We start from the raw sequence: 12,705 nt of genomic DNA on the forward strand, positions 1-12,705 counted from the left end.
ATTCGACAAATCCGCCTACGTTATCGCGAGCTGCGCGCGGCGGTTGCCAAGAATCCCCACAATTGGTCAATAAATTGCCTTAGATCGATTATCATCAGCGACGACTTGCCCGATCGTGCCGATTTCCATGTGCCACGAGAATTGCGAAACATCCGCTCTCGTAAGACCTTAACGGTCGTCTACCCATAGATTTTAAATTGCACCAATCCAAAGATGCAAACCTATTTTGATATGAAAAAGTGGGCAAAAACGGTCCCCGTATCGTTGGGTAAGGGAACTTACACTTTCGTCCTGACTCATTTTCGAGGCCTGGGCCCACTCTGGGTGGAAAGTCACGGCACCCAAACGAACCACGCGACGACAAGCAGCACCGTGCCGATCAGGGTGACGACCAGCCCCGGCGTGCGCTGCTTTTTCAGGAAGAGAAGCAACACGAGCCCCGTCACGGAAACCAAGATCATTAAGATTGCCGAGACATCGATCACCCACGACCAGCCGGGGCCGGAATCTCTTCCTTTGTGCAGATCGTTCAGCACTGCGACTACGCCGCTGGCCGTTTCGGTCATCGTATAGGTGCCGCTCTCGCGATCGATGAAGACGTCCGCGACATATCCGGCCGTCTTGAAGGTGACCATACAATCGAAGTCGGAAACCTCGAACTCGGTCACACGCCCTTTCAGATGATGCGTCGCGCGAAGCTGCTCGGCGATGGCCAGCTTGTCGAGATCGTCGGTCAACTGCGAAGTAGGAAGCGTTCCTTCTTCATCACGAACCACGGTGGTGTCGCCGCCTAGCCAGGTCGGATGATTGAGCGTCAGACCCGTCGCGGCAAAGAAGAGCAGCGTCGCGAAGCTGGTCATCGAGATGTAGGTGTGCAGCCAGCGCGTCCACTTGGCACTCGCGGCGTACCACGATCGGCTTCGCCGCGGTTTCGGATCGTCCGACCTCATGAGGCCTCGTTCTTATCGCCGGTCGTCGGGATGAAACGATACGACATCGCTCCGACTTCCACGTTTCCTTTTAGTTTCTTTTCGGCGACGGCCTGATCGCCCCACGTAATCGGTTCGCGGATGATCTGGTACGTGCCATGCTCCCTGGCCACTTCCAGGCACAATGTATATTGCCCTGCCGAGAGCGGTTTGCCAAGGTTATCGGTCCCGTCAAAATGTGCTTGGTACTCGCCGGGGCCACGTGTTGCCCCAGAGATCGTCTTGATCAGGTCCGACTTTTCGACCGTCTTTCGCAAACGATCGTTACGGTACCAACGCGTCAAGTCGCGATGCCAACGGGGGCCTGGCTGTTCGGTTTGCAGCCACAAAATCTCGGTCTTCACCGGAAAGCCGTCGGCATCTTCCAGCCACATCGCCACGTAAGGACGACGGTATCGCCCTCCTTTGGGTCGATCGATCGTGAAGTCCACGAACAATCCGGTTTCCGCTGGCACGGCATCGTTCATCACGACCAACTTCTGCGAATCGAGACGATCCGTTCCGAGCGGCCAACCGCTTGATGTAAGTACCAATCCATCCGCGGTCACCACGCACGCTTCCGTCTGCGGCAAGCTTTCAATCAGTGCCAAGCCTTCGTTCGCACCAAGTACGCTGACGGCGGTTGCCAACGCGTCGGCATCGATTGCGGCAGTGCTGACCACCGTAGCCGAAGGTAGCTGCTTGGCCGGCAAGCCACTCCGCGGATCAAAGATATGGGAAACCTCGCGATCGCCAATCGTCATCGTCCGGCGGTAATCGCCACTGGTTGCCATCGCCATAGGTCGAGCCACGACGAACGTCTCAAGCGGCGCCGCCCCTTCGGTAGCCGTGGCGGGGTTCTCGATGGAAACTTCCAGCGGAGCATCACCCAGCTTGCGGAGATCGCCACCAATGTTGATCACGAAGTCGGTCGTTCCGGGGAAATCACGCTCAATCATCTCGCACACGCAATCGAGCACGTATCCCTTGGCCAGCCCGTCCAAGCTAAACGCCAGGTTATCGTTCCGCTTGACCGAATCGTTTTCGACGAACGTGTAGGGAGCCTCTTGAAGCTGCTCGATCAATCGTTGACGGGCGCCGTCGCTGGGAAGTTCGCCCCGCTCGGCCGATGCTTGCCATAACTGGGCGATCGCCCCGGCGCGGACATCGAAGGCCTGCTTCGTGTCGTGTCGCCATTGTTCGGCTTGCTTTAACACATGGGTCAGGTCGGCCGAAAGAGTTGACGTTTCACCACGCTGCCAACGCATTAGTTCGCTCTCAGGCGAATAGCGACTCAAGATCGCGTCGAGCCGGTCGATCTCTTCCAGAACACGCTGCTCGATTGCGTTTGCTTGCTCGCGATTATCGCTTGTAAACGCAAGCTGCAGCGACGTGCCGAGAACATGTTCGTGTTGAAAGTGAAAGTCTTCCGCCGACACACTCGGCCCTGCAAACAGAAGAAACAGCAGGACCGCAAGCGTCCCAAGTTGGAGGTTTCGCATCAAGGTATTCCCAGGGATGAAATCAAACCGCGCGTGATGAATGGACGAACCATAGTCGCTTACTCTCAAAAGGAGCATGCGTTTAAGCTTCGTCATCTTCGCCTTCGGAAGCATCCTCTTGTTCCGCTTCGGCTTCCTGTTTCTTCAACGCTTCGATCAGTTCGCTTTTCGTCAGCAGACCATCGTTGTCGGCGTCTCCCAGTTCGATCAACGAACCGAGACGTTCGCCCAGTTCTGCGGCGGAAAGCTTGCCATCTTTGTCGGCGTCTTTTCGCAGCATGGCCTTGGCGTTGGCACTTGCTTCGCCACCACGACGACGACCGGAGAAGCTCATTCCCGCCACTTCCGCAGGGGCTTCGTGCGGGTTCGGATCGAGGAGAACGAAGTTGGCCTGGCCATCCTTTTCTTTGTCGATTCCGTAGAACAGAAGACGACCCCCGAAGCCGAACAGGCTCATCGAGGCATCCACTCCATCCAGCTTCGATGACAACACGGTCCAGCGATCTGCCTGCGGATCGTACACTTCCAGCGTCGTTTCTGGCTGGAAATGCCCATCCGCGTTGGAGAACCCACCGTACAAGAAAAGCTTGCCGCCGGTGCTGACGAGGCTCGGGAAGACACGATGCTTATTCGGCGAAGCAATCGTTCGCCAGGTACGGTCCTCGAAGTGGAAGACATCGACGGTATCCGCAATCTTGTTTCCTTCGCCTAAACCGCCGACGAGGAAGTATTCGCCTTCAAGCTCGGCACCGCCGAACGATCGGCGTGGATGAGGCAGCGAAACCTCAGGCAACGCAGCAATCGCCGTTTCGTCGCCCCACCAATGCAGGACGTTGGCATTGAGTCCTCCCCCGTGCCCCGCAGCACTACCGCCGAAACACCAGATGGCGTCGTCGTGCGTCACCGCATGGAACATGCCGCGAGCTTTCGGCAGCGTCGACTTGGCAGTTGTCCATTTCTTCGACTCGGGATTGAACGAGAGAACCTGCTTCAGTGAACCGAACTTTTCGTCCGGCATGCCTAGCCCGCCAAGGACGACCAACTGGCGATGTTCGCTCGTTTGGGCGTGACTTACGGCGGCTCCGGCTTGTAGTGCGTGCGGCATATCTGGCAGTCGCTCGACCGTTTGATCGGCGATGTCAAAGACGTACGCTTCTTTCAGAATCGTTTCTTCGGTGAAGTTGTGCGGGGCTCGGCTGGCGTTGCCACCAAAGGCATACAGATTTGTTCCAGAAAGAACAAACGTTTGGCTTTGTTTCACTTTGCCATCGAAGGGAACCGACCAGCGAACGACGTTGGGGGCCTTGGTTTCCGCACGAACGGGAACCGATTCGACTACCGCCATTCGGCCGCCAAGCATCGATGTGCCACCGAGGGCCAACAGCCGCGATTCGGAAACCGGCAGTAAGCGAAGGAACATGCGTGGATAGACCAGACGCGTTTCCACTTCCCAGTCGTTACCGTCTTCGCTCAGGCGATAGACAATGCCGGAACCGCCGGTAACGTAGAGATGATCTCCGGCCGCGAACGAGCTGGTCGCGAAACCTGCGGCACCACTGTCGGCTTTCAGCTCCGGAGCGGCTGACCAGCTCTCCGACTTCGGATCGTAGACCGAAACTTTCCGTGTGATTCCCTTCGGCGTGATGCCGCCGAACAGGTAGATCTTGCCGTCGTGGGCGGCGAGCGAGATGGCTCGCGTTTTGTAGCCTGGGCCTGGGAGCGATTCCCAACCCTTTTCAGGGTTGTCCAAGTCGAAGCGGAGCATGTCTTCGTGCCAAGGGGCGTCGTTGGACGATTCCCCTTGCAAGTCCCAGCCGGCGGCGACATAGATGTGCCGTCCGAGGACCGCCGCGTCGAGCGACGAGCGAGACTGTGGCAGCGGAGCTAAGTCAGTCCACTCGTTTTTCTCGGCATCGTACCGCGCGAAGTGCGTGGTCGACTTGAAGTTGGTTTCTTCCTCGCCGGAGTTCAGGAACGTCAAGCCACCGATGCGGTAAAGGTATTCGCCGTCGGTTACCAAGGCCGTGCTTTGGGCTGGCTCGTGCTTGGCGAGTTCTTCCCACTGGGCGTCGGGATCGTCGAACTTGATGCGACGGAAATGATCGGCAAGGACATCCTTACCAAAACCATGGGCGTCGCCATCATGACCGCTGAAGACATACAGGTAGTCTCCCATGACTGCGGCACCGAAACTGGTGAGCGGTTCCGACAGCGGTTTGTGCAGCTTCACGATCTGCGGCGAAGCGAGGTGCAGTTGGTGATTGGTGAACTGTAATTTGCGAACCGATCGTTGCCCGTTGTCGCCTGTTTTGACGGTGTAACAGCTTTCCGGCAGATAGAATTCGCCGACTTTCGTCCAGGTAAAGTGGTTGCTGAGGTTCGACTCAATGTCGCCACTTTCTGGATTGCGGAACGTCACCGACGTGGTCTGCGGAAGGACTTTGCCGGTCGGCGTGGTGAAGTTTTCAAGCGTGGTGATCTCGAACCAGGAAGATTCGTTGCGGCGAATGATTTCCCTGATCTGACCATCTTGAATGCGGAAGATGCCGGAGCCGTCGTTCTCGGCAATCAGTTGGCCGCCGACATGGTTTCCTGATTCTTCCTGAAACGCAACGTCGTACTTCTGGGGTGCAGCGTGCGGCTCGCGATGAGCGATGACCGACCGCAGCTTCGACTTCAGCCAAGGCTTCTTGGCTTCGTCGGCGATTTCCAATTGGTACTCGAAATCGTTCCCGACGCGGATCACTCCGTCCCACTGCTGAGCATCTTCCCCGATCGTCACGTTGGCGGTGAAACCAGGAAAGTTGTGCCACACTTCGCGGCTATCGTGCGCGGCCTGACGCAGACTCGCTGCGGTGGGCTCGGACGTTTTGCTGGTGGTCTTCGTTTCTGTCTCGTTTGCCCAAAGCGGCGAAACGATCAGCAGTGACAGCATCGCCGCGAGGGCAGGGAAGGTGGTACGCATCGGTGGTTCTTACGAAGGTTGGGGGAGAAAGAATGTCCGGAAATTCCGCCGTGAATCGTCTGACTACTTCTTCTCGAAGTCTTGCGGATCGTGGAAGGTGACCGTCAGGTAATGCGAAGCCGATTCGTACTTTTTGTCGTCCAGCTCGCCACTTTCGTAGGCAGCGGTCAGCCCGACCATGATGCCGTTCAAGCCATCTTCGACTTCCTTATCGGTGAACGAAACTTTACCGTTTTCGTCGGTCTTCTTGCTGGCTTCTTCATGACCTTCTTCGCAGTAAAGAAGAACGTCGGCGTCGGTCAGGGGCTTTCCTTTCCAGGTGACGTAAGCGTCGACCCCTTCCGCCGTATCGACCAATTCCGCTTTCAGATCGAGATTGGCGGACTTCTTCTGAGCGTCTTCCCGCGACGTCGGTAGCTTGCCGCCGTAGTGGACGGTGTAGTAATCGAGACGCGAACCGTGATAGATGCCAAACGTCGCTTTCGACTGCAGTAGCGAATCCTTGGCGATGGATTCGCTCGAGGACCGACCAACGAAGTCGTCCGTTTCGACCGCGACCAGGTCAAGCTTCTCCGAGGTCCCCTTTGGCGTAACGATCGCGACTTCCGACTTGGCGATACTGCCAGGCAGTTTGTAGGTGCAGTCGGCGGGGTTTTCGCCGAAGAAGTATTGCACTTTGCCATCGTCGTCAATGGTGACCCACGGGAAGTGAGCATAAGCAGGCGAAGCGGTGGCCAACAGGGCAAGCGTCAGCAGTGCGGTCGTAAGCATCTTCATGGGATATGGCTTTCTCGAATGAGGGGGAAATTTGATGGTTGGTAGGGACGTTACTTCGACGTCTCTTCCTTGATCGCAACCAGGCGGCTGCCGGTGCGAATCAGCAGGTACGGTGGCACGGCAACCGCCGAGTAAATGATCTCGCCGCCGGAGGATCGTTCTCCTTCGGCAGGCTCATCAGCGGTCCAAAGGGCGTTTTCGGCGATCGAATCTCCTTCGGTCATGTCGATAATCGAAGTCGTTCCTTTCGAGCCGAATACATACAGCAGCTTGTCATTTTGCAGAGGTGTCGCCCAAACGCCGCCGGTGGCCAGGCGAGACGAAGCAGTCTGCTCGCCTGACTTCAAGTCGACGCCAAACAGCACGCCGCTGCGGTTCACGAACCAGGCGTGCCCATCGGCGGCAATCGGGCTACCGAAGCTCGACTTCGCCTTCTCTGCTTGCCAGGCAAACTTCGCGGCGTACTTTCCGTCGGCGTCTTTTTGAATCTGGATCACGCCATTCGATGTGCCATCGGTCTGAGCAGCCGTTTCACCGCGGCCATCCGACGCACCGATAAGAAATCTTCCGTCACCCAACGGCATCGGCGTGCAGGTCGTGTTGTTCGAGATTTGATCGAAGTCCCACAGTCGCTCGCCGGTCGCGGGATCGAAGCCGGCAATCTTGCCGCTCGAGCTACATACCAGCTGCTCTTGGCCATCGACGGGAATCAAACGGGGCGAACTCCACGAGGTGCTGCCGAGCCCGGGCACTTTCCACAGCGGCGATCCGTCCGACTTTTTCAGTGCTAAAAGGTACGGTTCTTCCGACCGTTCTACCCACACAAAGACGGCGTCGTCGGTTTGTTCCAAGGAAGAAGCGAGTCCATGTCGCGACTCGATCTTGCCATATTCGTCGACCAGATTCTTCTGCCAACGGACCGAGCCATCTTGCTTCAGCGCGGCGACCACGCCACCCTCGAAGTAAGCGATGATGCCATCTGCATCGAGGATCGGCGTCGGAGCGGCCCGGCTGACGTAGGCGTTGTTCTCGACAGGGCTTGGGTTGGCGAAATCTTGCTGCCAAAGCTTCTCGCCGGAAGCGAGGGCAAACGCGGCTACGTGATAGTTCTCTTTGTTGGGGCCGCTCGTCGACGTGACGATAATCTGCTGATCGGAGGAAACGACCGGGGTCGATTGTCCGTAGCCTTCAATGTCTGCCTGCCAGGCAATGTTCTCGTCGGCCGACCACTTCGTCGGCAGCTTGCCGCCGGACACGCTCAAGTGGCCACCATTCTGAAACGAAGGCCATACAGCTGTGCGAAGCTCTTCGGCGGAAACCGCATCGAGCGAAACCATCCCCAGCAGGGCAATCAAAGCAGTCAAAGCAATAGGGCGAAGCAGGGGCATCATGTTAGCTCGATCTCCACTTTCCAAGCGATACAACCAATGAACCTGAAAACTGGACGATATTCTAGGACAAAATCAAACGGGAAATCGGTCCTTTGCGCCACAGTACGACGTCTTACCGTCAGACCGAAAAACAACGGCATCCTCAATAGATGTTCGTTCGCACTTGGCATGTGGTTCAGCACGTGTGCGGGGCCGGGATGCTGGCAAAGAAAGCTGGCAGGCTCGTGTTGATATTGAATCTCAGTACGCAATAAAGGATACCAAGGCTCTCGGCACTTGCAAGAACCCTGCTCCGATTCTGTTCAAGAAAAAAGGACTTCCAGTGAATCACTGTACGTCCTTTGCGATGTTGTAGTTGTGCTGACTGCCGGGCGAAGTGCGGACCAAGTCTGCCTCGCCGAAAATCAGGCTAGGTAATCGATGCGTCGTAGATGCTTTGAATCGAAGCATCCAGCATGGTGTTGAACTGCTCGTCGGTTTGCTGGGCGGTCAAGCCTTCGGCAAGGGCTCGGGAAAAGCTGGCAATCACGCCATGATTACGGCTCAGCTTTTCGTTTCCTTCTTCGCGCGAGTACCCGCCAGACAAGGCCACCACTTTCAGCACGCGCGGATAGTCGACCAACTCTTGATAAAAGTTGTCCTCTTCCGGCAGTGTCAGCTTCAGCATGACGAAGTCTCCTTCCGGAAGCTGGCTCAAATGACTGGCCAGGTTCTCCTTCAAGATCGCTTCCGCTTCCGCTTTTTGAGGGCTGTTGATGTCGATCTCTGGTTCGACAATCGGAACAAGCCCTGCCGCGAGAATCTGATCTGCGACGGCGAACTGCTGATTAACAACTTCCTTAATACCAATCGTGTCGGCCAACTTAATGACCGAACGCATCTTGGTACCGAAGATGCCCTTCGATTTCGCTTTCTGTAAAAGTTCTGGCAGTTGCGGCATCGGCTTCATCAGTTGGACACCGTTCGCTTCGACCGCCAGGCCTTTGTCGACTTTGAGAATCGGCACAACGTTTTTGACGTTCCACAAATAGTCAGGCGTCGGCTTGCCTTCAATGTCGCGGTCCATCGTGTTCTCGAACAAGATCGCCGCCAAGATTCGATCGCCATCAAAAGCAGGGCTAGTGATGATCCGCGAACGCATCTCGTGCACCAGGGCAAACATCTCTTCGTCGTTGGACCAAGCGTCAGGCTCAATGCCGTAGGCATGCAAAGCCTTCGGGGTGCTGCCGCCACTTTGATCGAGGGCGGCAATGAAGCCAGGGGCACTTTTGATTTTCTGAAACTGGGCAGTGCTGCTGTCGATACGTGACATTACTTTCCCTTTGCGGCTCGGAAACGACGAATCAGATTGTTGGTCGAGCTATCATGCTTCAGCTCAGGCATCTCGGCACTTTCCAGTTCCGGAATGATTTGCTTGGCGAGCTGCTTGCCTAGTTCGACGCCCCATTGATCAAACGAATTGATCTGCCAGATGACCCCTTGGGTGTAAACGCAATGCTCGTAAAGAGCAATCAGCTGACCAAGAACCGAAGGAGAAAGCTCGTCGGCGAAGATCGTATTGGAAGGTCGGTTGCCTTCAAAGACACGATGCGGAACGAGCCACTCTTCCGTTCCTTCCGCTTTGACTTGCTCTTCGGTTTTACCAAACGCGAGGGCTTCCGATTGGGCAAGCACATTAGCGATCAGCATATCGTGATGACGACCGAGCGGATTGAGCGACTTGCCAAAAGCGATGAAGTCGCAAGGAATCAGTTCCGTTCCTTGGTGGATCAACTGATAGAACGAATGCTGCCCGTTGGTGCCTGGTTCGCCGAAGTAAACGGTTCCGGTCGTGTAGTCGACACGGCTGCCGCTCAGGGTGATGGTTTTGCCGTTGCTCTCCATGGTCAGCTGTTGCAGGTACGCCGGAAAACGCTTCAGGTACTGTTCATACGGCAGCACGGCAATCGTTTCGGAACCGAAGAAGTTGCTATACCAGATGGACAAAAGCGCCATCAGCACGGGAACGTTCTTTTCAAACGGAGCGGTGCGGTAATGCTCGTCCATCTTGTGGAAACCGGCCAGCATCTCGCGGAAGTTGTCTGGTCCGATCGCCAGCATCGTCGACAGACCGATCGCGGAATCCATGGAATAACGGCCGCCGACCCAATCCCAGAAGCCGAACATGTTGGCCGTATCGATACCGAACTCCGAAACCTTTTCGGCATTGGTCGAAACAGCCACAAAGTGCTTGGCAACCGCGGCATTGTCGCCGCCAAATGCTTGAAGCAGCCAATCGCGAGCGGTGGTGGCGTTGGTCATCGTTTCAAGCGTGGTGAATGTCTTCGACGCCACGATGAAAAGCGTTTCGGCCGGATCGAGATCTTGCACCGCTTCGGCAAAGTCGGTGCCGTCGACGTTGGAAACAAAACGGAACGTCATCGATCGTTCGCTGAAATGCTTCAGCGCTTCGTACGCCATCACAGGACCAAGATCCGATCCGCCGATGCCGATGTTCACGACGTTGACGATTCGTTTGCCGGTGTGTCCTTTCCAGTCGCCGCTTCGTACGCGATCGGAAAACTGGCTCATGCGGTCCAGCACTTCATGCACAGCCGGAACGACGTTTTCGCCATCGACAGTAATCGTGGCATCTTTCGGTGCACGCAAAGCGGTGTGCAGCACGGCGCGATCTTCAGTGATGTTGATCTTCTCGCCGCTGAACATCGCATCGATTCGCCCGCGAAGGTCGGACTCTTCAGCAAGTTCCAAAAGCAGCTTCAGCGTCTGATCGTTGACGCGGTTCTTCGAGTAGTCAAAGAACAGATCGCCCCCTTCGGCAGTCAGCATCTCGCCACGGCTGGGATCTTCGGCAAAGAGGTCGCGGAGGTGCGTGCTTTGAATGGTCGAGAAATGATCTGCCAGACTTTTCCAAGCCTTCATTTGCGTCAGGGGAGTCTTCGTCGCGGTCATGCAAAATTCCTTGGGGGCTAAGCCTTGGCGTTTATCCTAGTTGGCAGGGCGAGTTGACCGATTGGTAGGCCAGCATCAACTTGCTGAAATTCGTGTCTCTCACCATCAACTACCAGGATAACCTTTGTACGGCACCATGCCAGTAGCGGTGGAGTGGTGGGGGGAGGCTGCCTAAGAGATTTTTTCGCCCGGCGATGCTTATCTTGCCTAAGCCCACATGAAGTTTCGAAGTGGGGAGGAGGATCTTCGAATGGCGAATGGAACGCCTTAAAAATTCGCGAAGGGGCAAAACCGAGCGAAGAATGCGCATTGTAAGGAAGTCTGCGCACACTTTGCAAGAAGTATTGCCAAGATGTACGCGAAACAGGATCGTTTTGAGTCAACGTTTGTCCCGAATGTCCGTTGCCTGTGGGCAAAAATAAGGGGGCGTTTTTACACCCCTTTGTTTTTTAACAATCGGTAAGACAAATGGACATACCTTTGCGATAATGCATGACGAGTGTATCCCGGCGGCAAAGCATTACGAAGCCAGTCGCCCTGTCGCGTGCGTTAGGCCTTTAAGACGCAAGAAGTTAGGGCTATCGAGCATTTCGGCCGTGCAGCGCCAGTTCCAATTGTCGTCTGCTTCGCCAGGAACATTCATCCGAGCCTCGCCACCCAAATTCAGCACATCCTGCAGCGGAGCAATCGCCAGGGCAGCCTTACTCCCCCAGGCAACATCCAGCAGCCGCCACGCAACTTCTTCTGGTGGAAGGGGTTCGGAGTTGAGCATTTTCCAAACGGTCTCGCGAGCCGACTCGGTCAGCTCTTCGTACCACTGACGCGTCGTGGCGTTATCGTGCGTGCCGGTGTAAACGGCCGCGTTTTCGACATAGTTTTCCGGCAGGTACGTGTTGTTCGGATCGCCATCGAACGCGAATTGAAGCACCAACGTGCCAGGCAATTCAAACTGATCCCGCAGCTGATAGACGTCCTCGGTGATCGTGCCTAGGTCTTCCACGATATAAGGTAACGACCCGAGCTTGTTTTGGACCGCCTCGAACAGTTCGGCACCGGGGCCATCGACCCATTTGCCATCCACGGCGGTCTCGGCATCCGCAGGCACATTCCACGCGGCAGCAAATCCGCGGAAGTGGTCCAGCCGGATCGAGTCGACGTAGGTCAACAATGAATGGAGGCGATCGATAAACCAGCGAAAACCGCTACGTCGATGGGCTTCCCAGTTATAAACCGGATTGCCCCACAATTGGCCGTCGGCACTGAAGTAGTCCGGCGGAACCCCGGCGACGAACTGGGGCCGCTTGTTTTCGTCGAGCATAAATAGCTCGGGATTCGCCCAGGTATCGCTAGACTCGGCCGATACGTAAATCGGGACATCCCCGATCAAGCGAACGCCCTGCGATTTTGCATGCTGCTGAACGCGCGAAGCATGGTCGGCGACGACATATTGATAGAACCGGAACTTGTCGAACAGTTCGGCAACATCCTGACGTGCTTCGGCCAGGGCTGTGGGGTCGCGATCGACCAATGGCTGCGGCCAGGTAAGAAAGTCGGCGTCGTCGAACTTGATTTTTAAAGCACGAAACAACGCATAGTCGTCCAGCCAGTGTACGTTGACTTCGCAGAACGACTGGAAATTCGCCTTCTGAGTTTCACTGGTGTTCTGCTGAAAGCGGTTCCAAGCTTTATCAAGCAGAGCAAACTTAAACGGCGTGACTACCTCGAAGTCGACTTTGACCAACTCGATCGAGGCTTCGCAGTCGGCTGGTTCGATCAGGTTGTCTTCGAGCAGCCACTGTGGACTGACCAGAATTTCATTCAGCGCGAAAGAAGACAATGGAAGGTAGGGGGATCCGCCACGTCCGGTTGGACCCAGCGGAAGCACTTGCCACCACGATTGACCACTTTCATGTAGCAGATCGATCCAGCGAATCGACTCTGGGCCGAAGTCGCCAATGCCAAATCGACTCGGCAACGAGGTCACATGCAACAGCAATCCGGAGCCACGGTACCCGGCCGGAAAGGGAGGAATCGCGCCCAACGCTTGATCTTCACTCATCAGTGCCCATTCTCAAATCAAACCACCCGGCACCGCCAATGCCCGGGAAGCCAATCAACGGAAGTTTCAACGAATCGAGAGGGTGTTAGGA

At 56.0% G+C, this 12,705-nt stretch carries 8 protein-coding genes; all 8 read right to left on the reverse strand.

Translation table 11 applies throughout. The features are described from left to right. Positions 1 to 332 precede the first annotated feature (332 nt). Positions 333 to 950 (reverse strand): PepSY-associated TM helix domain-containing protein, encoded by a 618-nt coding sequence (locus LA756_RS00080; protein WP_224437851.1) that lies wholly within the window; start codon positions 948 to 950, stop codon positions 333 to 335. Beyond that, positions 947 to 2,470 (reverse strand): DUF2271 domain-containing protein, encoded by a 1,524-nt coding sequence (locus LA756_RS00085; RefSeq protein ID WP_224437852.1) that lies wholly within the window; start codon positions 2,468 to 2,470, stop codon positions 947 to 949. Before LA756_RS00085 ends, LA756_RS00080 begins: the two co-directional genes overlap by 4 nt. Before the next feature lie 82 nt (positions 2,471 to 2,552). Continuing rightward, entirely contained in the window at positions 2,553 to 5,435 is a 2,883-nt protein-coding gene (locus LA756_RS00090) for a DUF3386 family protein (protein WP_224437853.1), read from the reverse strand. A gap of 63 nt (positions 5,436 to 5,498) precedes the next feature. Then, on the reverse strand, positions 5,499 to 6,212 hold the full coding sequence (locus LA756_RS00095; protein ID WP_224437854.1) for a hypothetical protein: 714 nt from the start codon (positions 6,210 to 6,212) through the stop codon (positions 5,499 to 5,501). A gap of 50 nt (positions 6,213 to 6,262) precedes the next feature. Next, positions 6,263 to 7,603 (reverse strand): PQQ-binding-like beta-propeller repeat protein, encoded by a 1,341-nt coding sequence (locus LA756_RS00100; protein ID WP_224437855.1) that lies wholly within the window; start codon positions 7,601 to 7,603, stop codon positions 6,263 to 6,265. Positions 7,604 to 8,012: 409 nt separating this feature from the next. After that, positions 8,013 to 8,915, reverse strand: coding sequence for a fructose bisphosphate aldolase (locus tag LA756_RS00105; RefSeq protein WP_224437856.1), 903 nt, complete (start codon positions 8,913 to 8,915; stop codon positions 8,013 to 8,015). Continuing rightward, complete coding sequence (gene pgi / locus LA756_RS00110; RefSeq protein WP_224437857.1) at positions 8,915 to 10,555, reverse strand: glucose-6-phosphate isomerase; 1,641 nt, start codon at positions 10,553 to 10,555, stop codon at positions 8,915 to 8,917. Before pgi ends, LA756_RS00105 begins: the two co-directional genes overlap by 1 nt. Before the next feature lie 520 nt (positions 10,556 to 11,075). Beyond that, positions 11,076 to 12,614 carry a 4-alpha-glucanotransferase gene (malQ, locus tag LA756_RS00115; protein ID WP_224437858.1) on the reverse strand — a complete coding sequence of 513 codons (1,539 nt, stop codon included), beginning with the start codon at positions 12,612 to 12,614 and terminating at the stop codon, positions 11,076 to 11,078. Positions 12,615 to 12,705 lie beyond the last annotated feature (91 nt).

It is taken from the genome of Bremerella sp. TYQ1 (genome assembly GCF_020150455.1).
Lineage (GTDB): Bacteria > Planctomycetota > Planctomycetia > Pirellulales > Pirellulaceae > Bremerella > Bremerella volcania_A.